A 22,817-nucleotide genomic window follows, 5' to 3' on the forward strand; every position below is an offset into this window, starting at 1 on the left:
TTGTCGGTCAGGCACAATGGGGCCTTATGGAAGGTCTAGCCCTGGCCCACACCCTCGCCGAGTTGCGCGAACACCTGCCCGCCCGCACGCTCGGCTGGGTCTTCCCCGACGAAACCTCGGCGGCGCTGCTGCTCGAAGGCCGCCGGGGCGTCAGCAATCTGGTGCTCTCCTACCGCCCGCCGCAGCCGGTGCTGTATCTCAGCCGCGAGCGCCTGCGCGGCGACGCCCACAACGCCTTTCAGCGCTTTCTGGCGGCCAAGGTGCGCGGTGACCTCACCAGCGCCCAGCAACTCAAGCTCGATAGGGTGGCTCAGCTCAGTTTCGCGGGCGAGGGCGGCTTCGTGGATGTGCCCGCCGTCAGGCTGCTGTTCGAGCTGACCGGGCGCAACACCAATCTGCTGGTGCTGGAGCTGCTGGCAGACAGTGTTGAAGGAGAGGAATCCACGGACGCCTGGCAGGGCCGCATCCTCACCGCCGGGCGCGAGATCACCGGCAGCCGCAACCGCTTTCGCACAGTCCGCAGCGGCGGGCGGTACGTGACGCCGCCGCCCTACACCAAGCTCGACCCCCGCACCATGACGGAGGACGAGGCCCGGACACTGGCCGAGCTGCCACTGGCCCGCTGGCGTGAGCGCGTCGACGGGCTGGGGCCGACCCTCAGCGCCGAGCTGGTACGCCGGGCTGGGATGAGTGGACCGCCGGGCGAGCAGTGGCCGCAGGCGCTAAGAGCTCTGCAGAGCCTAGTCACCGATCCGACCCTGAGCGCCTCGGACAGCGACCTCAACGACGCCTCGCGCGAGTCGGCCCGCAGTGAAAAGGCCGCGCAGCTGCGCAAGGCCCTGCGCGAACCGCTGGCCAAGCGCCTGACCCTGCTGACCCACCAGCTCGGCGACGTGGAGCGGGCGACCAGCGGGCTGGACGAGGCTGCCAAGGACCGCCGCGAGGCCGATCTGTTGATGGCCTACGCGCACACCCTGGAACCCGGCGCAGTGTCGGCGCTGCTGCCCGACTTTTCCGGCGAGGGTGAGGTGCCGGTGGCGCTGGAAGCCGCCCTGACACCCATCCAGAATGCCGAGAAGCGCTACGCCCGCGCCCGCCGCCGCGAGGAGGTCTTCGCGCGCCTGGCCGAGCGCGAACCCACCCTGCGCGCCGACTATGCCGAAGTCGAGCGCCGCCTGGCCGATCTCGACGGGGCCAGCCTGGAGCAGCTCGAAGCGCTGGAAAAGCAGCTCAGCGCCGAGCAGCCGCTGCGCAGTGCCTACGGCGCGCGCTACACCTCGCCGGGCGGCCTGGAAGTGCTGGTGGGCCGCAACAACAAGGAAAATGCCGCGCTGACCCACCGGCTGGGCCGCAGCCAGGACTACTGGTTTCACGCCCAGGGCTACCCCGGCTCGCACGTGCTTGTGCGCTCCGGCGGGCGCGACCTCGATCTGCCGGATATTCTGTACGCCGCCCGGCTGGCCGCCTGGCACAGCAAGGCCCGGCAAAGCGGCAATGTGCCGGTGGACTACACCCGCATCAAGCACGTCTGGCGACCCAAGGGTGCAGCCAGCGGCCAGGTGCAGTACACCCAGCAAAAAACCGTCTACGTAGACCCGCTCGACCCCCGCACGGAGGAAGGCAGCAGCTGATTGCCCTCATCTCCCCCACCGAACCGGGCGGCATGATGGGCCACTGATGCGCCGCGCCTTTCTCCCCTTTCTGCTGCCCCTTTCCCTGACCGGATGCGCGCCTGCCGGAGCGCTGGACGTGACTTCTCCCGTTTGGCAGGGCAACAGCTATACCGTTACGACCCTCGACCCCAGCCGCGACACCCTGCGGCTCTACTGGAAAAACCCGCGGACGGGCCAGCCGTTCCTGCGCTTCCAGACACTGCGGGCGTATCTGGCGGGGCGCAATGAAACGGTTGTGTTTGCCACCAACAGCGGCATCTATACTCCCGCCTACGCGCCGCTGGGCCTGCATGTGGAGGGCGGTCAGACGCTGGTCCGCCTCAACAATGCCCGCAGCAACGCCGGAACCGGCGGCGGCAACTTCTCGCTGCGGCCCAACGGGGTGTTCTGGATTGGGGCGGGCAAAGCGGGCATTCTGGAAACCGACGCCTACGCCCGGCGCAGCCCCAGCGCCGAGTTCGCCACCCAGAGCGGGCCGCTGCTGGTGAGTGGCGGCAACGTGCATCCCGAATTCAATGCCCGCAGCACCAGCTTTAAGCTCAGGAGCGGCGTGGGCGTGTGCCGGGACAATCAGACCGGAAAAACGCTGATCAAGTTCGTCATCAGCGCTGCGCCGGTCAACTTCTACACCTTCGCCACCTTCTTCAGAGACGCCCTGAACTGCCCCGACGCCCTCTACCTCGACGGCTCAATAAGCGCCCTCTACACGCCGCAGCTAGGTGACGGGCAGTTCGTCAACTACGCCGGAATGTGGGCAGTGACCACCAAGCGCTGAGCGTTTCGTTCCGCCTGCTCAGCGCCCAACTTTGGGGGCAGGTTGCGTAATCAGGGTCGGGCCAGAAATGGTGACCATACCACCCGTAAAACCCACCCTATCGAGGCGCATGCTGCGGTAGCCCGATTGATCGCCGATCTTGCCTGCCGTCCAGGCGTGGTACACCAGCCAGGTTTGATTGCTGTCGTCGGTGAAGATCGACTGGTGCCCCGGCCACCTCGCCCCGGCTGATGAGCAGCGGCCCGGCGGCCTTGTGGTACGGCCCGGTGAGCTGCGGGCTGGTGGCGTAGCCCACCGCGTAGCCGTCACTGTCGAAGGCCCCACCGGAGTAGAGCAGGTAATAGAGCCTGCCCTGGCGGTGCAGCGTCGGCGCTTCGATCACCCGGCCCTCCCAGGGCTGGTCGTTTTGCAGCAGGACGGTGGACTGCCCCGTCAGCTGCAGACCGTCTCTGCTCAGCGGCTGGATGTAGAGCCAAGTCGGCAGGCCGCAGCAGTTGCCGTCGTTTTTCCACAGCAGATACGCGTGGCCGTCTGCGTCCACGAAGGGGCTGGGGTCGATGCTGCCGCCCAGCTGGTTCTGACAGACGAGCGGGCCGTTGCCCACCGCCTCGAAGGGACCCGCCGGACTGCTGGAGACCGCCACGCCGATGCACTGCCTCTTGCTGGCGAGATCGTGGGTCGTGTAATAGAGCTGGTACTTGCCGTTCAGGTGCACGACCTCGGGGGCCCAGGTCAGACCCGGCAAGGCCCAGCCTGGCAGGGTCGGCAGCGCGTCCTTGCCCTCCGACCAGTGGACCAGGTCGCGGCTCTCGGCGTACTGCACGTTGCTGCCGCCGCCGTTGGTGGCGTAGGCATAGTAGGTGTTGCCCACCCGCAGGATGAAGGGGTCGGGGAAGTTAATAGCGATCACCGGGTAGCGAAACGTTTTGGTCAAGACGCGGGCCGAACCGGACTTGACCGTGCTGGACTGAACGGTGCCAGATGGAACCGGACCCGGCTGAACAATCGCGGGAACGGCGGCGCGGGGCAGCAGGGGCGCTGAGCCTGCACCGCCTGCCAATGCCGGGCCGAAGAGTAGCGGAGCCAGCCGTGAGCGTGGCAGGAACGGGACCAGACTGCCCAGGGGCGTCGGCATGGGCGGGCCTCCTCCTGAGGTTAGGAAAAGGCAGGCGGCGCGGCGGAGCTGAAGCAGCCAGCATGCTCCCGTTCCCGGCCCGACTACTGAACCGACTCACCGGTCTGCTCCCCCAGCGAGAACGCGGCATGCTCGCTGCTGGCCGCGCCATCCGCCGCGTGCAGGCGCAACCAGCGGGCGCTGTAGCCCAGCGGATTCTGGGGCTTGCGGGCGTGGCCCAGGGTGGCGGTGGCCAGCCCAGCGATGGGGGTTTTGGGGGTCCGGTCCATGCGGGTCAATCCGTTGATTTCCTGGTAGGTGTCGGTGAGCTGGGTGTAGCAAAACCCCGCCAGACCCCGGCAAGCGTGGACGGCCTTCATCAGCGCCGCGTAGTGAGCCAGAAAGGCTTCTGCGTCAGACACCTCGTTGTAGCCCCAGCCCAGCTCCTTCTTGCCGCCGCTGCGGTAGGCGACGCCGCCGAACTCGCTCAGTACGGTGGGGATCACCGTGGTGGTGAACTCCGGCAGCACCAGGGTGCGGCCCGCCGAACGAAAGCTGAGCAAGCTGAGCGCCACGGCTTGCGGATCGGCGTAGCGGTCCAGCAGTTCCTGCGGATCGCCGGTGTAGTCGTGAATGGTCAGCAGGTCGCTTACCACATGCTCCCAGCCGTCGTTGCCAATCACCAATCGGGTGGTGTCAAGGCTGTGGGTCAGCGAGTACAGGCTCTGGACCAGGGCGCGCTGCCCGGCCCTCAGCGGCAAATCCGGCACCCCCCACGATTCGTTGAACACCACCCACACCACGATGCAGGGGTGCGACACGTCGCGCCGCAGCACCGCCAGCCAGGTCTGACTCAGGCGTTCGGTGGCCGCCGGGTTGGAGGTGTAGACGCTGGGCAATTCTTCCCACACCAGCAGGCCCAGTCGGTCACACCAGGCCAGCCACTGCGGACTCTCGATCTTCTGGTGCTTGCGCACACCGTTGAAGCCCAGCCGCTTGGCCAGCTCCACGTCGGCGCGGTACTCGTCGTCGGTGGCGGTCATGCCCCCGTCCGGCCAGTACCCCTGGTCGAGCGCCAGCCGCAGCAGGTAGGGACGGCCATTGAGCAAAAACCGTCCGTTGTCGCTGCCCACGCTCCTGAGCGCCGTGTAGCTCTCGACCCCATCGAGCCGTTCGCCCTCAGCGCTGAGGACTTCCAGGGTAACGTCGAGCAGTTGCGGATGTTCAGGCGACCACAGGTAAGAGTCGCGGGCGTCGTCGATGCCGGGATCCGGCAGCCGCAGCACCCGGCTCAGCGCCGTGCCCGTCAGGCCGTAGGTGTCGCGCACCAGCACCGTTTCGCCGCAGCGCAGGGTCACGCGCAGCTGGCCGCCCACCGCCTCGGGTGTCACCTCGGCGTCCAGGGTCAGCGAGAAGTCGGCCACGTCCGGCGTCCAGCGCAGTTCACTGAGCCGCGCGGCGCTCACCTTTTCCAGCCAGACGGTCTGCCAGATGCCGCTGGTGCGCGGATACCAGATGCCGTGGCCCTGGCCGCCCACCTGCCAGTCCTGCTTGCCGCGCGGCTGCGCCAGGTCGTGCGGGTCGTCGCTGGCCCGCAGCGTGATGGTCAGGGTCTGCGTTTGAGCGGAAAGCGTCGGGGTCACGTCGAAACTGAACGGCGTGTAGCCGCCACGGTGTTCGCCCAGAAACTGCCCGTTGGCCCACACCCGCGCTTCCCAGTCGACCGCACCGAAGTGCAGCAGCAGCCGCTGATCTGTGCCAGGCCGCTCGCCCACGCCCAGCGTGAAGGTCTGCTGGTACCACACCACCGGATGAACGCCCGGCTCGTGAATACCGCTGCGCGGCGACTCCGGCGCGTAGGGCAGTGTGATCTGCCGGTCGAAGGTGACCTGCTGCGGGTCCGGGCTGCCGGAGAAGGCCAGGTCCCAGGGGCCGTCGAGGGTCTTCCAGTGGGCACGCCGCAGCAGCGGGCGGGGATAGGTCATCGAAACTCCTTTGGGGGAGGCTGGGACTGGACCGGACTTCACGAATCAGACCTCTTTTCACCCAAGCATGCAGGCTGAGCGCCGAGCAGAGTTTAGCAAGTGGCCCAGTTGACCTGCCTGACGCTCATGGCGCGACCAGGCCAGGCTGATCCGGGCTACTCAGCTCTAGTCTGCCCAGCTTTAGACTGGGCGGCATGGGTACTCCTGTTTCCCGGCTGGCCGTCATTCACACGGGCGGCACCATCGCCAGCCGTCCCGATCCCGGTGGCGCGGGCCTGACGCCGCAGCGAGCGCCGCAAACGCCGGTGTCGGGGCCGATTCGCCCGGAGCACATCGACGACATTCAGGCGTTCAATCTGCCCAGCCCACACATCACGCCCGCGCACATGGAGAGCCTGCGCGGACTGATCGAGGACCTCGCGCCGGAGTACGGCGGCCTGGTCGTGACCCACGGCACCGACACGCTCGAGGAAACGGCTTTCTTTTTACACCTGACGCTCGGCACGCCTGCCGGGGTGGTGCTGACCGGCAGCATGCGCCACGCTGAGGAGCCGAGCTGGGACGGCCCCGGCAATCTCCACGATGCGGCGCAGGTGGCCGTGAATGCCCAGACGCGGGGGCGCGGCCCGCTGGTGGTGTTCGGCGGCGATATTTTTGATGCCCGCACCGTGACCAAGGTACATACCACGGCAGTGGACGCCTTCGGGGGCTACCCCGGCCCGATTGGGCGCATCGATTACGGACCTGCCGGGGCGGCGCTGCACTACTTCGCCCGCCCCGAGCCGCGCCCGCTCTACCGCCCCGCACGGGTCGATGCCCGCGTGGAAGTGCTCTACGCCTACGCCGGGTGGCAGGGTGAGGGTTACGCGGAAGCGGCCGAGCGGGCTGACGGCCTGGTGATCGCCGCGCTGGGCACCGGCAATTTGCCCGCCGAACTGCTGGCGCTGATTGAGCAGACCTGCACACGCACCCAAAAGCCCGTCGTCATCGCCACACGCACCCACGCCGGGCCGGTGCTGCCGATCTACGGCTATCCGGGCGGCGGGGCCACGCTGGTGCGCGCCGGGGCGATTCCCGCCAGCTTCCTCAACGCCCACAAGGCCCGCATCCTGCTGATCGTGCTGCTGGGCCTGAACCTGAGCCGGGCCGAGATCGCTGGGGTGTTCGGGCGGGGAGCGTTTTGAAGGCAGCCCAGGAAAAGCGCCCCGGCCCTGAACCCTGGCCGGGACGCTTCTGGGGAGAGGTTCAGGGAATCAGGTATGTAACGACGAGCTGGGCCTTGGTCGCCTCAAGGTTGCTGACGGCGATGTAATCTGCCGAGCTGTCGCCGTTGGTGTCCTTGGGAAACGACAGCCGGACCTCGCTGAGGTTGCCGCGCGCCACGCGGTTGGTCAGATCGTCTCTCAGCCAGGGGCTGATGTCGCTGGTGTTCCAGCCGGTGGTCGTGCTGACGAACAGGCAGATGATGGTGCTGGCGCAGGGCGTCTCGTCGGTCAGGCCGCGCACGTCTGCCGAGAGCGGCGCGATGCCGTAGGCGCTGCCGGCAATGGTGTTGCCGTAGGCCACGTGTTCCAGGGCCACGCTCTTGCCGGTATACAAGCAGAACTGGCCGCTGCACGACTGGAACAGATCGGTCAACGGTGTGCCCACGAAGGAGTCAACGTACATCCGCACCCGCGCCGCCACGATGTTGGCCGGATTGAGGTCGCTTGGCAGCCCGGTGAGGTCGAAGCCGACGAAGCCGCGCCGCGAGGTGTTGTTGGCCTGATCACCCACCCGGATGTCTCCCGCCACCGAGTTGACCGTGAAGGTGTTGCTGATCTCGCCCACCGTGCTGGCCCTGACCGGCAAGGTCGCCGAGAGCTGCCGGAAGGTCTTGAAGCTGGCGCTGGTCGGGTTGCTCAGTGCGTTGCCCTTGAGGTCAGTGGCGGTGTTGGTGATCTGAAAGCTGTAGCTTTTGCCGGTGTTGGTGTAGACCAGATCGGCATTGGGATTGACGGTCATGACCTTGCCGGAGGCGTCCCAACTGATGGTGCTCGCTCCCAGGTCTGCCGACTGAAACGCCGCCTGGGCGCTGGCCTGATTCATAGCCTCGGAAAAGGTCACGACGATGTTGGCGTCCTTGGCGACGCCGGTCGAGCTGCTGGCGGGCGTCACCGAGACGATGCTGGGCGGGGTGGTGTCGCTGGGGTCCGGCGGCGGTGGAGCAGGATTCGAGCCGCTACAGGCGGACAGACTCAGGGTCAACGCGGCCATGGCCAGGCCCAGACCAGACGAAACAGTTGGAAAAAGACGCATCACAGACCGCCTCCTGACCGGGCGGGCGGCGACGTTCTGATGGGTCCGCCCTGTGTGCCCGGTCTGGAGAGCACTCTAGAAGGTGGGGCGTCAAATCCCCGTCAAAGTGTGGCCAGCAGGGTGTGAACCGCGCTCAGGCCAGCAGCAAGGCGCGCACCTTCAGCGCCGGGCTGTCCTCAGAGGGCGCGCCCGTGCGGCGCAAGATCAGCACGTCAAGCTGGGCGTCGGGCACCAGAAACGGCAGCCAGCTGTGGGCCAGGTAGCCCAGGGCCTCACGCGCTTGGGCCTGCAACATCACGTCGCTGCCCGCGCAGCGGTCCAGACCGCGCAGCACCAGCACCGCCCGCTCGCCGCTGCCGGTCTGCCAGACATCGGCCTGACCGAACCGGTCAATGCCAGCCGCATCGCGGTATTCGAATTCATGGGCCTGCCGAATCAGTCGCACCCTTGTCTGCCCACCTCCCTGCCTGACTGTGATTGGTCCCAGTGTAGGCCAGGGCGGAGGGTACACATGACCCTCAAGTGAGTATGAAGCGTCTCTTCAGGTGAGACCGGGTTCTATCAGCTGCAGCTCAGGTTCGGGCGTTCGGCCCCACGGGTCAGCTCAGTTTGGCTCTGAACTGGTCGTAGCCGAACTCGCGCACGATCTGGTATTCACCGCGCTGGTGCCAGATACCGATATCGGGGTGCTTGACGCCGTTGAAGAAGCTGGTCTTGACCATGGTGTAGTGAATCATGTCGTCGAAAATGACCCGCTCGCCGACTTTGAGGGCATGGCCGAACGAGTACTCGTCGATCACGTCGCCCGCCAGACAGGTCGTGCCGCCCAGCAAGTAGTCGTGCGGCAACTCGCCGGGCAGTCCAGCCCCCAGCACGTTCGGGCGGTAGGGCATTTCCAGCACGTCGGGCATGTGGGCACTCACCGATACGTCCATCAGCGCGATCTGCTTGCCGTTCTCGACCACGTCCAGCACGGTGCTGACCAGCCAGCCGGTGCGCCAGCCGAAGGCCGAGCCGGGTTCCAGAATCACGTCCACGTCCCACTTTTCCCGGAAGGCGCGCGCCAGCCGGATCAGGCGGTCGGTGTCGTAACCCTCGCGGGTCATCAGGTGGCCGCCGCCGAAGTTGACCCAACGCATCTGCGGCAAGAACTCGCTGAAATTGCGCTCCACGACTTCGAGGGTGCGCTCCAGGGTATCAGCGTCCTTCTCACAGAGGGTGTGGAAGTGCAGGCCATCCACGCCCTCCAAGAGATCGGCCCGGAAGTTGCTGCGGGTCACCCCCAGGCGCGAGAACGGCCCGGCCGGGTTGTAGAGATCGGTCTCGACCTCAGCGTATTCGGGGTTGATGCGAATGCCGATACCGACCTGCTTGCCCCCGGCTCGGGCGGCCTCGACCTGCGGCCTGAAGCGCTCCCACTGAGAGAAGGAGTTGAAGGTGAGGTGGTCGGCCAGCGCCAGCAGCTCGGGAAACTCGCCGTCACTGTAGGCCGGAGCGTAGACGTGCACCTCGCCGCGCATTTCCTGCCGGGCCAGCAGCGCCTCGTTGAGGCTGCTGGCGGTCGCCCCGGTGATCCCGGCCTCGCGCAGCCAGCCAAAGGTGCTGAACATCGAAAATCCCTTGAAGGCCACGATGATCTGCGCGCCGCTGAGGTCTTGCACCTGCGAGATCAGGGCCAGGTTGCGCCGCAGCCGCGATTCGTCAAGCACGAAGGCGGGGCTGGGAATGGTGTTCCAGGGAATGGCGTCGGCGGGGTACACGTCGGGCAAGGTGATGGGAAACTCGGGGGCAACGGCAGTCATAAACCCAGGGTACACAATGGACGGGTGGGCCTTTGTGCTGATTCAGCCGCCCCAGATTGGCGCTACACTTCCCCGCATGTCACGGGTCTTTTCAGGAATCCAGCCTACCGGAGAGCCGCACATCGGCAACCTGTTCGGAGCGATGTTCAATTATGTCAAGTTGGGCCAGCAGTACGGCAAAGAAGCGATTTACTGCATCGTCGATCTGCACGCGCCTACCAATCCGCTGGCCTACGACAAGGACACCCTTGGCCGCCTCACCTACGAGATGGCACTGGCGAATATGGCCGCAGGGCTCGACCCCGAGAAGGTCATCTTCTTCGTGCAGTCGCACGTGCGCGAGCACACCGAGCTGAGCTGGCTGCTCACGGTGCAGACCCCGGTGGGCGAGCTGGAGCGCATGACCCAGTACAAGGACAAGGCGGGCAAGCTGGAGAGCGTTCCGGCAGGGCTGCTGATGTACCCGGTGCTGATGGCTGCCGACATTTTGCTCTACAAGGCCGACACCGTGCCGGTGGGCGAGGACCAGGTGCAGCACATCGAGCTGACCCGCGAGATCGCCCGGCGGTTTAACCACACCTTCGGCGAAACCTTTCCCGAGCCCAAAGCGGTGCTGACCCAGGATGCCCTGCGCGTGCCGGGTGTGGACGGCAACGGCAAGATGGGCAAGAGCAAGGGGCCGGGCAGCACCATCGGCGTGCTGGAAGACTTCGGCAGCATCTGGCAGAAACTGCGGGTGGCCCCCACCGACCCCGCCCGCGTGCGCCGCACCGACCCCGGCAACCCCGACATCTGCCTGATTTTCGATTACCACAAATTGTTTTCCGATCTGCCGACCATCGAGATGGTGGACGTGGAGTGCCGCCGCGCCGGAATCGGCTGCATCGACTGCAAGAAAGCGCTGCTGGGTGGCATCGAGCGCACCCTGACACCCATTCAAGAACGCGCCGCCGCCCTGAACCAGGAGCCGCAGCGGGTCTACGACGCACTGGCCCACGGAGCCGAGCAGGCCCGCGCCATCGCTCAGCCGGTGATGGCGGAAGTGCGGGAGAAGATGGGGTTTTCGAAGCTGTGACGACCCGTGATTGCCGCGCCTGAGTCCGCACCAGCGGCTTCCTTCTCTCACTTCACCTTTCCCGGCTTTTCCGGCACGCTGACTGAGCTGGCCGCCGCGCTGCGCTCGGGGCGGATGCTGCCGGGCGAGGTGTCGCTGCTGGACCTGACCCGCGAACTGCTCGGCAGAATCGCAGCGCAGCAGTTGACGCCTGAAGAGCACGCCGAAACGCTGCCGGTGCTGGCGGGCGTCATCGCCCTCAAGATGCGGCTGCTGCTGCCCCGGCACGACGCGGCCCCCACCACGGAGTTTGACGACGACGATGGGCTGGGCGAGGTGCTGGAGGGCGTGGAGGCACTGGCCGAACTCGGCGAGCTGGTGTCGTTTCTGGCGCAGCGGCGCTCGGAGCGGGCCGGGCTGATCGCGGCACGGCCCCTTGAAATCGAGTGGCCGCGCCGGGTCAGGCCAGCGGTGGGCCGCAGCGGGCTGGAAAAACTGGTCAAGGCCGCCCAGAGCGCGGTGCGCGAGGTGCAGGTGCCGCTGCTGTCGCGTGAGCGTCTCACCCTGGCCGGAGCCTTGCGGGCGCTGCGGGCTTTCGGGGCCCGGCTGCGCACCTTCACGTTTCTGAGCGTGCCGGTGGCCGACTGGGGCGAGCGGGCCACCTACTTCTCGGCGCTGCTCGAAGGCGTCAAGGAGGGTAGCTTCAGCGCCGAGCAGACTGAGACGTTCGGGGACATCGAGGTGCGGCATCTGGGGGAAGAAAGCTGAGCGGGCCTCGCCTCAGTTTCCTTGGCTTCGCCCCGCCTCGAAGGCGCTGATCCAGCCGGAATAATTGCGGGCGATCTCGGCGCTGGCCTGCTCGGCAGTGATCTCGCTCGCCCGCCAGCGTTTGAGGGCATCCCAGAAGGTCGTGCGGCCCACCGCGAAGCCGATGAACCCCGGCACCCCGGCGGCCACCTCCAGCCAGCGCTTGACCTGAGCGTCGTCCGCACCGCGCCCCAGAATAATCAGGGCTGCGTTTTCGCGCCCGCCGCGCCGCGCTGCCGCCACCAGCGCCTCGGCGTCCCCCCGCTCCCCGACGCCCTCCACCTTCCATAGCTGCGCTTCCACGCCCGCGTCCTGAAGCTCGTGAATGGCCTGCACCATCAGGCCGGGGCGGGCGTGGGTGTCGTAGTTCTGGGTGTCGTCACCGGAGGTGTCTTTCTGGGCAGCCGTAGCCGGAACCAGCAGCTCGAACATCAGTGGGCGCTGGGTCGTTTGCAGATAAGCCGAGAGGCCCGCCAGTTTCTTCGCCTGCCGGGCGTTCAGCGCCGCGTCGCCCGCCGGGTTGTAGCGCACCAGCACCTTGACATAGCTCGGATTCATGGCCTCGATGTGCGCCTGATAATCACTGCCGTACTCGAACTCAAACTCGTCCTGGCCGCTCTTCTCGGCGGGGCAGGCGGTCAGGACGCCGCGCGCGTAGGCGTCCTGCAAGATCTCGGATCCGAACTGCTCGTCGACCAGAATGCCGCCCGAGTCGAGCGGGACGCCCGCTTGCAAAAAGCCCTGGTACACGACCTGCTTGGCCACCTTGACCTGCTGGGTCTGCTCGGCACTCAGCGGCGGCGAGAAGCCGAACAACCCGTGCTCGAACGAATCGCGGTGATCGAACGGCAGGATGTAGAGGGCAGCGGGCTGTCGCAGGCCGGGATTTTTCAGATCGCGCATCGTCATGGGGTCACCGTACACCCCGGTTTGATCACCTGGGATGAAGGGCGGCTCAAATCAGCTGGGCTCTTGAACCGGAGCCGCCACCGGGCCGGCGATCTCCATCTTGCCTTTGGACGCTTCACACAAAGCGTGCTGGGCGATAACTGAGGTTTCTCTTCCCCACTTATGCTCAGCGTAAAGTAGCAGCGAGGGAGAGCAGATGAGCGAGAAAGTTCGCAGGGACGACATGATCCAGGGCGCGGTGGACGACGCCAGCTTGCAGACCAGGCGCGATTTGCACAGCGGGGAAACGACCCTGCCGCACTTTTACGCGGGCGTGAGCGGCACGGCGGGCCAACCCGACGCCGGGCCGCTGCGGGGTGCCCAGGCCGTCAGCCTCAAAATCGACGGCGGGGCCTTTATCGGTCAGGCGGGAGAGCTGCTCATTGACGCCATCAACCGCGCCCAGATCGACGTGGCGCAGGTGTGCTACCACCCGCAACTCGGCAGCATTCAGACCTGCGACACCTGCATCGTGGAGGTCGATGGCCAGCTCGTCCGCGCCTGCGCCACGCCGGTCAAGGACGGCCTGATCGTTCGCACCCAGACCAACGCCGCCCGGACCGCCCAGCGCGAGGGCATGGACAAGCTGCTGGCCAACCACGACCTCTACTGCACCATCTGCGACAACAACAACGGCAACTGCACGGTTCACAACACCGTCGAGTTGCTCGGCATCGAGCACCAGACGCGGCCCTACCAGCCCAAGCCCTACGAGGAAGACTGGAGCAATCCCTTTTACCGCTATGACCCCGACCAGTGCATTCTGTGCGGGCGCTGCGTGGAAGCCTGTCAGAACTTGCAGGTCAACGAAACTTTGAGCATCAACTGGGAAGGCACCAACCCCCGCGTGCTGTGGGACGGCGGCCAGCCGATCGGCGACAGCAGCTGCGTGAGCTGCGGCCACTGCGTCTCGGTGTGCCCCTGCAACGCGCTGATGGAAACCTCGATGGTGCATCAGGCGGGCGTGTTCACCGGCATTCCGCTGACGGTCTTCGATGCGGCGGTGGGCGTGGTCAAGGGCAGCGAGGCCAGCAGCGGCTACGGCCCAATCTTCAAGGTGTCGGAAATCGAGTCGGCAGCCCGCGAGGGGTATGTCAAGCGCACCAAGACGGTGTGTACCTACTGCGGAGTGGGCTGCTCCTTCGATGTCTGGACCAAGGACCGCCAGATCCTGAAGGTGGAGCCGCTGAGCGGGCACGCCAACGGCGTCTCGACCTGCGTCAAGGGCAAGTTTGGCTGGGACTACACCAACAGCCCCGAGCGCCTCAAGACGCCTTTGATCCGCAGCCGCGATGCAGACGGCAACGACTTCTTCCGCGAGGCCAGCTGGGACGAGGCGCTCGACTTGATCGCCTGGCGCATGAACGAGATCAAGGCGCAGCACGGCCCCGACGCCCTGGCCTTCGTGGCGTCGAGCAAGGCCACCAACGAGGAGGCCTACCTGGTGCAAAAGCTGGCCCGAGCCGTCGTCGGCACCAACAACGTGGACAACTGCTCGCGCTACTGCCAGTCGCCCGCCACCCAGGGCCTGTGGCGCACGGTGGGCTACGGCGGCGACTCGGGCACCATCAAGGATCTGGAGGTGGCCCGGCTGGTGATGACGGTGGGCAGCAACACCACGGAGTCGCATCCGGTGCTGGCGACCCGCATCAAGCGCGCCCACAAATTGCACGGCCAGAAACTGATCGTGGCCGACATCCGCAAGCACGAACTGGCCGAGCGAGCCGACGTATGCTTGCACCCCAACCCTGGAACCGATTTCGTGTGGCTCTCGGCACTGAGTAAGCACATTCTGGATACGGGGCGGGCCTCGCAAGCCTTTCTGGACGAGCACGTCAACGGTCTTGCCGATTACCGCGAGAGCATCCAGGACTTCACGCTGGACTTTGCCGAGGCCGAGACCGGGCTGAGCCAGGTCACCCTCAGACAAGTGGCCGACATGCTGGTGGACGCGTCCGACCAGACCGAGAACGGCGGCGTGTGCATCTGCTGGGCGATGGGCGTGACGCAGCAGATGGGCGGTTCGGAAACCAGCACCGCCATCTCGAATCTGCTGCTCGTCACCGGCAACTACATGCGCCCCGGCACCGGCGCTTACCCGCTGCGCGGCCACAACAACGTGCAGGGCGCGTCCGACTTCGGCGCGATGCCCAGCCTGCTGCCCGGGTACGAGAAGATCAGCAGGCCCGAGATCATGGCCAAGTGGGAAGCCGGCTGGGGCGTGGCGCTCAGCCGCGAGAAGGGCCTCGACAATACCCAGATGATCGACGCCATGCTGGACGGCAGCTTGCACTTTCTGTACCTCAATGGCGAGGAGATGGGCCTGACCGACGCCAACAGCAACCACGCCCAGGAGGCTTTCGAGCGCCTGACGTTTATGGTCGTGCAGGACATCACCATGTCGGACACCGCCAAATTTGCCGACGTGGTGCTGCCCGCCTCGCCCGCGCTGGAAAAGGACGGCACTTTTACCAACACCGAGCGCCGGATTCAGCGGCTGTATCAGGCGATAGAACCCTACGAGAACAGCCTGCCCGACTGGGAAATTTTGCAGCGGGTCGCCAATCGTCTCGGTGCGAACTGGAAGTACACGCACCCCGCCGAGATCATGCTGGAGGCGGCCTCGCTGACCGAACTGTTCGCGGGGGTGACCTACGAGCGGCTGGAAGGCTACAAGACGCTGTGCTGGCCGGTCAAAGCCGACGGCACCGACACCCCGCTGCTGTATACCGACAGATTCCACAGCGAGGACGGCAAGGCGACCCTCTACCCGGCGGTGTACCAGCCGCGCACCCACGCGCCGGGCCAGGAGTACGACCTGCACCTGAACTCGGGCCGGATGTTGGAGCACTTCCACGAGGGCAACTTGACCTTTCACGTGCCGGGCATCGCCCAGCAGGTGCCGGACGGCTTCGTGGAAATCAGTCCCGAACTCGCCGTCGAGCGCGGGATCAAAGACGGCAGCGCGGTGAGATTGGTCTCCAGCGTGGGCGCGGTGCGCCTGCGGGCACTCGTCACCGACCGGGTGCAGGGCAAGGAGCTGTACGTGCCGCTGAACATTCGCAACGCCGTGGACGCCGTCAACCGCCTGACCGGGGCCAACAAGGACACCAATACCAACACCCCCGCCTACAAGGACACCGCCGTACGCATGGAAGTGCTGGGGGAGGACTGCGCTGCGCCGCTGCCGCGCAGCAACCACCGCTACCACCAGGCGACCCCGCAGCGCGGCGTGGAGGTGCAGCGCAAGTGGGCGCGGCCCGACTACGCCTTTCCTGGCAGCAGCCTGCCGCTTTCCGGAGACAGCCTGAACGCCCGGGCCGACGCGATCGGCGGGGACGACTGAGGAGCGAGGGCCTGCGGCACTGTGCTGACCTCCACTTCCGGCAACGACCCACCGAGGTAATCCCCCACATGGCCAAATACATCCAGTACACCCCCAAGCCCAAGACCCCCCAGGAAAAACACGCTGAGGCCGAGTTCGAGAGCGCCGAGGCCCGCACCGAGTCGCTGAAACTGCTGCGCGAGCTGCACGAGGCGGGGGTGCTCGACGTGCTGAGCAAGCTGGTGCGCGGCGGCGAGGGCCTGACGTCCTCGCTGCTGCACACCCTCACCAACGACAACACCCTGGCAGCCATCCGCAGCGTCACCGAGCTGGGCAAAACGCTGGGCAGCCTCAACCCGCAGGCCGTGGGGCAGCTCGGCGCGGCGGTGGAGGCCGGGATCAGTGAGGGCGCACGCCGGGTGGCCCAGGGCAAGGGCGTGGGCCTGGGTGAGCTGCTCAAGCTGCTGAGCGACAGGGACGTGCAACTGGCGCTGGGGGCCGTGTTCGGACTGCTTCAGGGCGCTGGGCGCTCGCTGCGGGAAGCGCGCGGCGACACCACCGACACGCCGAACCAGGGCGAGTTCGACCGTCACGACCAGGTCCAGCCCACACCCAACGCGCCGAAAAGGCCCCGTCAGCCTGTTCGCCGCTAGCGTGCGCAGGGGCACCGCGACCTCCCCCATCCGGGCTTACCGGGCCGGGGGGTTTAGCGACACGGACGATGTGCTGGCCGTCGAGGAGCCGCTGGAACTGCGCATCGGCCACGATTCGTCCGGGGAGGCCTCGACCCTCAGCGTGATGATGCGCACGCCCGGCCACGACCGCGAGTTGGTGGCCGGCTGGCTGTGGGCCGAGGGCCTGCTGGAGGCGGTAGACGGGCTGGAGACCGACCCGGACACTCCCAATGTCGTGATCCTGCGCGGTGATTCTGAGCGGCTGCGCGGCGCCGCGCGGGCCACCCTGACCTCGGCGGCCTGCGGCGTGTGCGGGTCGGGCAGCGTGGAACGCCTGAGCATTCGGGCCGCGCCCGCGCTCTGGACAGCGGGTGCGCTCGACCCCGAGCTGATTTTGACCTTGCCGGAGCAGCTGGGCCGCGCCCAGCCAGGCTTCGCGGCCACCGGTGGCCTGCACGCGGCGGGTCTGTTCACGCCGGACGGTGGACTGCTGTGCGCCTTCGAGGACGTGGGCCGCCACAACGCCGTGGACAAGGTCGTGGGCTGGGCCGCCCGGCGCAGCGAACTGCCGCTCACCGACCGCGTGCTGGTCACCAGCAGCCGCGCGGGGTTCGAGATCGTGCAGAAGGCGGCGCTGGCGGGCGTGGCCGTCACAGTCACGGTGGGGGCGGCCAGCAGCCTCGCCGCCGACACTGCCGGAGCGCTGGGGCTGACCCTGGTGGGCTTCGTGCGGGCCGGGCGTTTTAACGTGCACGCGGGCGCGCAGCGGGTCGGGCGCGGTTAGCTTTCCAGCCCTTCTTCCGGTTCTGCCGGCAGCGCTGCCCGGCGTTTCCAGCGCCACCAGGCCAGCGCCGCCACGACCAGCACCGCGCCGATCAGGTAAGGCAGCGCCTGACCCTGCACCTGCTCGAATTCTTCCAGAATGCTGGGGCCGAAACGCCAGATCAACGTCTGCCAGACGCCCACGTGCACCGCTGCCCCCACAGCGCTCCAGGCCAGGTAAGCGGGCCAGGCGTAGCCGCTCGCTCCGGCGTACAGCGTCACCGGCGTGCGCAATGAGCCGATGGTGCGGCTGATCACCACCAACAGGCCGCCGTAGCGTGCCATCAAGCGGGCGGTGCGCTGGCTGCGGGCCAAGCGCTGCCAGCTCTGTGGCAAGCGGACCAGCAGCGAGGCCGCCAGGCGGTAGCCCACCAAACTGCCCAGCCAGTTGCCCAGTGTGCCCGACAGCAGCGCCTCCCAGAGTGTCGTGTGCCCGGCGTGGATGGATTCCGAAAGCGCCAGCATCGGCAGAATGCCGGGAATGCCGGGAATGCCCATGCCCTCCAGAAACATCAGCACGAAGCTGGAGCAGTGGAGCCAGAACGGATGGAGAGAATCGAGCCAGGCGAGCACGGCCCCGAGTGTAGATCAAGCGGATGAGCAAGTGGCCGGAGGCCAGAAGGACCGCCCTTCCGACCCGAGGTCGGGCTTACGGCTCCAGCATGAAGTCCCGCACTGCGTCCACGATCCGAGCCTCGGTAGCTGCACGGCTGGCGGTGGGCGTGCCGTCGCCCGCCTGATCGCCGTAGCGACCAAAGTAAGCGTGAACGGCTCCCGGCAACTTGACGAGCCGGGTGCTTTCCGGCAGCCGCCCCAGGCCGTCCTCGACCTTGACGGGCGTGCTCAGGCCGTCGTTCTCGGCTTCCAGATCGAGCACCCTGAGAGCCTGGCCCCGCAAGGTAACGTTGTCGGCGGGATACGATCCCAGCAAGACCAAGCCCGAAACACGCCCCTTGTGCGACTCCAGATACTGCGCCGCCGTCACACCGCCGAGGCTGTGACCCGCCAGGTAAACCTTTTCCCCGGCGGGCAGGGCCGCCAGCACTTCGTCGGCACGGTTGGGGGCAAAGAAAGCCAGGTCCATTGGAAAGCCGAGAATCACAGTCTGAATGCCGGAGGGGGCCAGCGCCTCGCCCAGCCAGCGGTAGGCTTCGGGCTTGACCTTACCGCCCGAGTAATAGATCAGGGTGGCCCTGCGTTCGCCCACGGCAGGCACCGTCACGGCATTGTTGAGCGTCACCGACTGATTGGGGCCGATCACCGAAACAGGCCGGGCGGTGGGCGCGCAGGCGACCAGGCCCAGCGGCAGGGAGAGCATCAGCGCCAGCAGCCAGGGGCGATTTGAAGTGGTCATGCCCACAGCATGGTCTGCGGAGCGCCGCTCTACATGAAGCTTGCCTAAATATCAGACTGCATCAAGACAGACAACTGCAGTACATCACTTCAAAGTACAAAGAGTGCAGAGCGTTAAAAGACCGGGTGTTTCGACCAAACCGTAGGAAGAAGGTGGCTTTTCTATTCGTCCAGCCAGATTACATCTGACTGCCGGATTTTCTTTTGCTTCCATTCCCCAATTCAAGGAGAAATCATGACCAGCTTCAACAAGTCCGCACTGATCGCCGCTGCCCTGATGCTCAGCGTGTCGGCAGGTGCCCAGGCCAACGATGCCTACGTCCGCATCGTTCACGCCGTGGCCGACGCTCCCGCTGTGGACGTGTACGTGGACGGCACCAAGACCGTCTCGAACGCGCCCTTCAAGGCCGTGACCCCTTACGGCAACGTGCCTGCCGGAAGCCACGATGTCAAGATCACGGCGGCAGGCAGCGCCAGCACGGTGGTCTTCGAGGGTAAGGTCGACCTCAAGGCAGGCACCTACTACACTGTCGCGGCGGTGGGCTACCTCGCCAACCTCAAGCCCAAGATCTTCACGATGGACGCCCTCAACACCGATCCGGGCCAGGCCCAGGTCAACGTCTACCACCTCGCGCCCGACGGCCCCCGCGTGCAGGCCCTGGTGGTCGACATGAACAACACCGCGCTGCTGCCCAAGGGCCTGTCCTACGGCAACATGGGCACGCTGATGGTCGCGCCGATGGCCGTCAACCTCAACATCGTGCCGTTCGGCGCGACCACCCCGGTGGTCAAGAACGTCACGGGCCTGAGCATCGCGGGCGGCAAGACCTACAGCCTGTTCGCCCTGGGCACCCTGGCCGGCAAGAGCTTCGACGTCGTGGCCACCGAAGACAAGCTGGAGATGGGCAGCATGGGCAGCAAGTAAGCTTTCCGTAACAGCCTGAGCGCAGGCAAAAGCGGGACCCGGCAGACAGAGACTTGATTTCGGTACTGCCGGGTTCCGCTTTTGCCTGCACCGCTTCCCTTTCTAAAGTTTTGCTCAAGTTCCGCAACGGCCCGCCCAACATCCGAAGATCCCTTCTACGGCATACAACCCACTGAAGCCCGAGCAGCGCGGCCCACCTGCGCCCAACTCCAAAGGAGCACCACCATGATCAAGTCCAAGACGACCGCCCTGATCGCCGCCGCCCTCACCCTCAGCGTGTCCGCCTCCGCCCAGAGCATGAACATGAAAAGCGCCTATGTGCGCGTCGTTCATGCCGTTTCGGATGCGCCCGCCGTGGACGTCTACGTGGACGGCACCCGCACCGTCGCCAATGCGCCTTTCAAAGCTGTGACTCCTTACGGCGAGGTGCCTGCCGGGATGCACAAGGTCATGATCACGGCGGCAGGCAATATGAAGGCCGTCGTCTTCAGCGGCAGCGTGAACCTCAAGCCCGGCGTGTACTACACGGTGGCGGCCTCGGGCTACCTCAAGAAAGTCACCCCGATCATCTTCTACACCAGCGGCCTCAACAAGAACAAGGCCAAGGCCGAGATCACTGTCTACCACCTGGCTCCCGACGCTCCCCCAGTGCAGGCGCTGGCCGTCGACATGATGAAGGCCCCGCTGCTCAAGGGCGGCCTCAAGTACGGCTACGACCGCACCCTGCTGGTCAACCCCATGGGCGTCAACCTCGACATCGTGCCCTACGGCAAGATGGCCCCGGTGGTCAAGAACGTCTCGGGCATCAGCGTGGCAGGCGGCAAGACCTACAGCTTGTTCGCGGTGGGCACCCTCAAGAACAACAACTTCGATATCATCGTGACCGAGGACAAGCTGGAGATGGGCAGCATGGGCAAGAAGTAAGCCGACCCCATTTTCAACGGAAGCGGGCGCGCGGCTGGTGGGCTGCGCGCCCCTTCCCTGTTTCGTTTGACACGTTCCGTCAAGGAGAGGCCGCATGACAAGCACTGCCCGACCGTCCAGACCACCCCGGCACCCGGCAGGCCCATTCGGGTGGCGCTTGCTGCGGGCCTGGATCGCCGCCGTGCTGCTGAGCGCCACCGGCTACGCAGCGCTCGTCTGGGCCAGCTGGGCGTATCCTCCGATCACCCTTTACGGCACGCTGACGCAACTGCTGGGCACGCCTGCCATTTTCCAGCTCCTGCACCGGCTGCTGGGCCTGGGCCAGGACGCCAAACTGCTGGCCTTCAGCGGCGTGGCCGTGCTGTGGCTGGGCGGCCTGAGTCTGCTCGGCACGCTGGAGCGGCCCTTGATCGCCGGAATCTCGCTGGCGATCCTGTGCATCCTGGGGCTGGGGGCACTCGGCTGGTGGCTGCCCATCGTCTACGGCCTGGTGTTCTGGGCGCTGCTGGAAGGCGTCAACCGGCTGCTGGCCCCGGCACCTGCCGGTGCAAAGCCCGCGGCGACCCACCCCGACCCGACCCGGCGCACCACCACGCTGGGCCTGGCCACCGGAGGACTGCTGGCGGCAGGTGGCGGCCTCACCGCCCTGTTCAAATCGGGCAATGCCGCGACGACCACCGACGCCCTGCTGCCCGGCGACCCACTGCCGTTCGGCGTCACCCCGGTCGAGCAGTTTTACTACGTCTCCAAGAACCTCGAAGCCTTCGATCCGCGCCTGAGTGCCGAGAAGTGGACACTGACGGTGGGCGGCCTGGTCCAGCGCCCGCGCACCTTCAGCCTGAGTGACCTTCAGCAGTTCGCGCCCGTCACCAGCGAGCGCACCCTCTCGTGCATCTCCAACCCGGTGGGCGGCCCGCTGATCTCCAACGGCGTCTGGAGCGGCTTCCGGCTCTCGGCGTTGCTGGGCGAGGTCGGCATGCAAAAGGAGGCCCGCTTCGTGCTGTGGGAGGCGGCCGACGGCTACACCGAGTCGCTGCCGCTGGGCGAGGCGCTCGACCCCGAAATATTGATGGTGACGCAGCTCAACGGCTCTCCGCTCAACGCCAGGCACGGCTTTCCGCTGCGGGTCCTGATTCCGGGCCGCTACGGCATGAAGCAGCCGAGGTGGATCACCAAACTCACTCTCAGCGCCGAGGACCAGCCGGGCTACTGGGTCAAGCGCGACTGGTCGAGGACGGCGCGCGTCGAGCTGATGAGCCGTATCGATCAGCCGCCAGAGATCGATCCTGGTGTCAAGGCGGGCGTGCCCACCTTCATCCGGGGCGTGGCCTTCTACAGCCAGCTGATCACCAAAGTCGAGGTCAGCACCGACGGCGAGCAGACTTGGCGCGAGGCCGAGCTGGTGAGGCCCCGCAGCAGGTATGCCTGGACCCCCTGGCAGCTGGCCTGGACCCCGGCGGCAGGGAGCCACATGCTGTCGGTGCGGGCCTTCTCGGGCGAGGTCGGGCAGAAGACGGCCCAGAAGGATGCCCTGCCGGAGGGCGCGACAGGACACCATACATTCGAGGTCCAAGCCAGTTGAGCGGGTCGGTTCTCCCCACATGTTCAAGGCCGAATGAAGATCTACAGGAGTTTAAGTTGATTTCCATATGGCGTCGTCAGAAATAAATGGACTTCCATTCAACAACCAGGATTGATCATCACAACACATGCCAGTTCCGTAACCTCAGTTGATGTCTTTCTCATCTGTGCCTGACAGGCCCACCGCAAACTGTAATCCATGAAGCATCTTATATTTCCCACGGTGGCCCAGGCTGACGCCTTCGTTCAAGATTTGCAGTCGCAGAACCTGATTCAGCCCGACATGGGTCAGGCATCGTTCAACCGCCAGTCGAGCATGAGCACTTCGGCAACCGACACTACGCCTCTGCTCGGCACCACTGACCCCGGCTACACCGACGGTGGTACCGCCGAGGACGCCGGCGAGGGCGCGGTCAAGGGCACTGGCGTCGGTCTGGTTGCAGGCGCGATTGCCGGTGTGGTCGCCACGGCCACCACTGTCGCGACCGGTGGACTGGCCCTGCCAGTCATCCTAGGCATGGCGGCACTGGGTTCGGGCGTCGGCGCGGGTGTGGGAGCCATCGGCGGCGCGGCGGGCGTGGACGAGACTGGCGGCGCAGGCAGCAACTACAACCTCAACGATGAGCACTACGACCGCATCAATGAGACCGTCAACAACGGCGGGCGCGCCATCGCCGTCGAGGACTCGGTACCGATGGCCGCCGTGCAGGCAGCGGCGGAGCGCCACGGCGGGCAGATCGTCGGCTGAAGACAGCTG

General features: G+C 66.3%; 20 protein-coding genes. 12 read left to right on the top strand and 8 right to left on the bottom strand.

The genetic code is table 11. From position 1 onward, the window contains the following. Positions 1–26 precede the first annotated feature (26 nt). Together GUI70_RS11250 and GUI70_RS11255 are read left to right on the top strand one after the other, a co-directional pair. Positions 27–1,631 (top strand): Rqc2 family fibronectin-binding protein, encoded by a 1,605-nt coding sequence (locus tag GUI70_RS11250; protein WP_161882408.1) that lies wholly within the window; start codon positions 27–29, stop codon positions 1,629–1,631. Positions 1,632–1,749: 118 nt separating this feature from the next. Continuing rightward, positions 1,750–2,448, top strand: a complete 699-nt coding sequence (locus GUI70_RS11255; RefSeq protein WP_237724852.1) for a phosphodiester glycosidase family protein — start codon at positions 1,750–1,752, stop codon at positions 2,446–2,448. Between the two features lie 97 nt (positions 2,449–2,545). On the opposite strand, the gene GUI70_RS11260 is transcribed toward GUI70_RS11255, so the two are convergent. Beyond that, positions 2,546–3,583: a glycoside hydrolase family 43 protein gene (locus tag GUI70_RS11260; protein WP_237724853.1), complete on the bottom strand. Its 1,038-nt coding sequence runs from the start codon at positions 3,581–3,583 to the stop codon at positions 2,546–2,548. Positions 3,584–3,666: 83 nt separating this feature from the next. Continuing rightward, a complete protein-coding gene (locus tag GUI70_RS11265; protein WP_161882410.1) occupies positions 3,667–5,547 on the bottom strand; it encodes a glycoside hydrolase family 2 protein in 1,881 nt (626 codons plus the stop codon). A 194-nt stretch (positions 5,548–5,741) separates the two neighbouring features. On the opposite strand from GUI70_RS11265, the gene GUI70_RS11270 reads away from it, so the two are divergent. Next, a complete protein-coding gene (locus GUI70_RS11270; protein ID WP_161882411.1) occupies positions 5,742–6,731 on the top strand; it encodes an asparaginase in 990 nt (329 codons plus the stop codon). A gap of 61 nt (positions 6,732–6,792) precedes the next feature. Here the strand turns inward: GUI70_RS11270 and GUI70_RS11275 are convergent, their stop codons facing one another. The 3 genes from GUI70_RS11275 to nspC form a co-directional block, all read right to left on the bottom strand. After that, on the bottom strand, positions 6,793–7,845 hold the full coding sequence (locus GUI70_RS11275; protein ID WP_161882412.1) for an Ig-like domain-containing domain: 1,053 nt from the start codon (positions 7,843–7,845) through the stop codon (positions 6,793–6,795). A gap of 133 nt (positions 7,846–7,978) precedes the next feature. Next, positions 7,979–8,290 carry a hypothetical protein gene (locus GUI70_RS11280; RefSeq protein WP_161882413.1) on the bottom strand — a complete coding sequence of 104 codons (312 nt, stop codon included), beginning with the start codon at positions 8,288–8,290 and terminating at the stop codon, positions 7,979–7,981. A 154-nt stretch (positions 8,291–8,444) separates the two neighbouring features. Beyond that, the gene (nspC, locus tag GUI70_RS11285) at positions 8,445–9,647 is read right to left on the bottom strand and encodes a carboxynorspermidine decarboxylase (RefSeq protein WP_161882414.1); all 1,203 of its coding nucleotides are present in this window, start codon (positions 9,645–9,647) and stop codon (positions 8,445–8,447) included. Positions 9,648–9,723: 76 nt separating this feature from the next. On the opposite strand from nspC, the gene trpS reads away from it, so the two are divergent. Further along, the gene (gene trpS, locus GUI70_RS11290; RefSeq protein ID WP_161882415.1) at positions 9,724–10,722 is read left to right on the top strand and encodes a tryptophan--tRNA ligase; all 999 of its coding nucleotides are present in this window, start codon (positions 9,724–9,726) and stop codon (positions 10,720–10,722) included. A 6-nt stretch (positions 10,723–10,728) separates the two neighbouring features. After that, positions 10,729–11,469 (top strand): segregation and condensation protein A, encoded by a 741-nt coding sequence (locus tag GUI70_RS11295; protein ID WP_161882416.1) that lies wholly within the window; start codon positions 10,729–10,731, stop codon positions 11,467–11,469. Between the two features lie 12 nt (positions 11,470–11,481). Here GUI70_RS11295 and GUI70_RS11300 read toward each other — a convergent pair whose 3' ends face one another. Continuing rightward, positions 11,482–12,417, bottom strand: coding sequence for a 2-deoxy-5-keto-D-gluconate 6-phosphate aldolase domain-containing protein (locus tag GUI70_RS11300; protein ID WP_202630461.1), 936 nt, complete (start codon positions 12,415–12,417; stop codon positions 11,482–11,484). A gap of 196 nt (positions 12,418–12,613) precedes the next feature. On the opposite strand from GUI70_RS11300, the gene fdhF reads away from it, so the two are divergent. From fdhF to GUI70_RS11315, 3 genes are all read left to right on the top strand, one after another. Then, a complete protein-coding gene (gene fdhF, locus GUI70_RS11305; protein WP_237724854.1) occupies positions 12,614–15,802 on the top strand; it encodes a formate dehydrogenase subunit alpha in 3,189 nt (1,062 codons plus the stop codon). A 68-nt stretch (positions 15,803–15,870) separates the two neighbouring features. Further along, on the top strand, positions 15,871–16,434 hold the full coding sequence (locus GUI70_RS11310; protein ID WP_161882417.1) for a helical membrane plugin domain-containing protein: 564 nt from the start codon (positions 15,871–15,873) through the stop codon (positions 16,432–16,434). A gap of 1 nt (position 16,435) precedes the next feature. Beyond that, positions 16,436–17,239, top strand: a complete 804-nt coding sequence (locus tag GUI70_RS11315) for a formate dehydrogenase accessory sulfurtransferase FdhD (protein ID WP_237724855.1) — start codon at positions 16,436–16,438, stop codon at positions 17,237–17,239. Here the strand turns inward: GUI70_RS11315 and GUI70_RS11320 are convergent. Then, complete coding sequence (locus GUI70_RS11320; protein WP_237724856.1) at positions 17,236–17,850, bottom strand: DedA family protein; 615 nt, start codon at positions 17,848–17,850, stop codon at positions 17,236–17,238. The genes GUI70_RS11315 and GUI70_RS11320 overlap by 4 nt on opposite strands. Positions 17,851–17,926: 76 nt before the next feature. Then, positions 17,927–18,631 (bottom strand): alpha/beta fold hydrolase, encoded by a 705-nt coding sequence (locus GUI70_RS11325; RefSeq protein WP_161882418.1) that lies wholly within the window; start codon positions 18,629–18,631, stop codon positions 17,927–17,929. Positions 18,632–18,865: 234 nt separating this feature from the next. Between GUI70_RS11325 and GUI70_RS11330 the strand changes: the two genes are divergently transcribed. The 4 genes from GUI70_RS11330 (at position 18,866) to GUI70_RS11345 (ending at position 22,808) form a co-directional block, all read left to right on the top strand. Continuing rightward, the gene (locus tag GUI70_RS11330; RefSeq protein WP_161882419.1) at positions 18,866–19,555 is read left to right on the top strand and encodes a DUF4397 domain-containing protein; all 690 of its coding nucleotides are present in this window, start codon (positions 18,866–18,868) and stop codon (positions 19,553–19,555) included. 225 nt (positions 19,556–19,780) lie between these two features. After that, on the top strand, positions 19,781–20,479 hold the full coding sequence (locus tag GUI70_RS11335) for a DUF4397 domain-containing protein (protein ID WP_161882420.1): 699 nt from the start codon (positions 19,781–19,783) through the stop codon (positions 20,477–20,479). A gap of 94 nt (positions 20,480–20,573) precedes the next feature. Continuing rightward, positions 20,574–22,061 (top strand): molybdopterin-dependent oxidoreductase, encoded by a 1,488-nt coding sequence (locus tag GUI70_RS11340; protein ID WP_161882421.1) that lies wholly within the window; start codon positions 20,574–20,576, stop codon positions 22,059–22,061. 198 nt (positions 22,062–22,259) lie between these two features. Further along, positions 22,260–22,808: a hypothetical protein gene (locus GUI70_RS11345; RefSeq protein ID WP_161882422.1), complete on the top strand. Its 549-nt coding sequence runs from the start codon at positions 22,260–22,262 to the stop codon at positions 22,806–22,808. Positions 22,809–22,817 lie beyond the last annotated feature (9 nt).

Origin of the sequence: Deinococcus alpinitundrae (assembly GCF_009982895.1) — a bacterium.
Classification (GTDB): Bacteria; Deinococcota; Deinococci; order Deinococcales; family Deinococcaceae; genus Deinococcus; species Deinococcus alpinitundrae.

Bases quoted from the DNA above. Each gene is read 5' to 3' on its own strand.
- GUI70_RS11275 (WP_161882412.1), bottom strand. From the start codon at position 7,845: ATGCGTCTTTTTCCAACTGTTTCGTCTGGTCTGGGCCTGGCCATGGCC.
- GUI70_RS11265 (WP_161882410.1), bottom strand. From the start codon at position 5,547: ATGACCTATCCCCGCCCGCTGCTGCGGCGTGCCCACTGGAAGACCCTC.
- fdhF (WP_237724854.1), top strand. From the start codon at position 12,614: ATGAGCGAGAAAGTTCGCAGGGACGACATGATCCAGGGCGCGGTGGAC.
- trpS (WP_161882415.1), top strand. From the start codon at position 9,724: ATGTCACGGGTCTTTTCAGGAATCCAGCCTACCGGAGAGCCGCACATC.
- GUI70_RS11310 (WP_161882417.1), top strand. From the start codon at position 15,871: ATGGCCAAATACATCCAGTACACCCCCAAGCCCAAGACCCCCCAGGAA.
- GUI70_RS11250 (WP_161882408.1), top strand. From the start codon at position 27: ATGGAAGGTCTAGCCCTGGCCCACACCCTCGCCGAGTTGCGCGAACAC.
- GUI70_RS11270 (WP_161882411.1), top strand. From the start codon at position 5,742: ATGGGTACTCCTGTTTCCCGGCTGGCCGTCATTCACACGGGCGGCACC.
- GUI70_RS11300 (WP_202630461.1), bottom strand. From the start codon at position 12,417: ATGACGATGCGCGATCTGAAAAATCCCGGCCTGCGACAGCCCGCTGCC.
- GUI70_RS11325 (WP_161882418.1), bottom strand. From the start codon at position 18,631: ATGACCACTTCAAATCGCCCCTGGCTGCTGGCGCTGATGCTCTCCCTG.
- GUI70_RS11335 (WP_161882420.1), top strand. From the start codon at position 19,781: ATGATCAAGTCCAAGACGACCGCCCTGATCGCCGCCGCCCTCACCCTC.
- nspC (WP_161882414.1), bottom strand. From the start codon at position 9,647: ATGACTGCCGTTGCCCCCGAGTTTCCCATCACCTTGCCCGACGTGTAC.
- GUI70_RS11260 (WP_237724853.1), bottom strand. From the start codon at position 3,583: ATGCCGACGCCCCTGGGCAGTCTGGTCCCGTTCCTGCCACGCTCACGG.
- GUI70_RS11345 (WP_161882422.1), top strand. From the start codon at position 22,260: ATGAAGCATCTTATATTTCCCACGGTGGCCCAGGCTGACGCCTTCGTT.
- GUI70_RS11340 (WP_161882421.1), top strand. From the start codon at position 20,574: ATGACAAGCACTGCCCGACCGTCCAGACCACCCCGGCACCCGGCAGGC.
- GUI70_RS11330 (WP_161882419.1), top strand. From the start codon at position 18,866: ATGACCAGCTTCAACAAGTCCGCACTGATCGCCGCTGCCCTGATGCTC.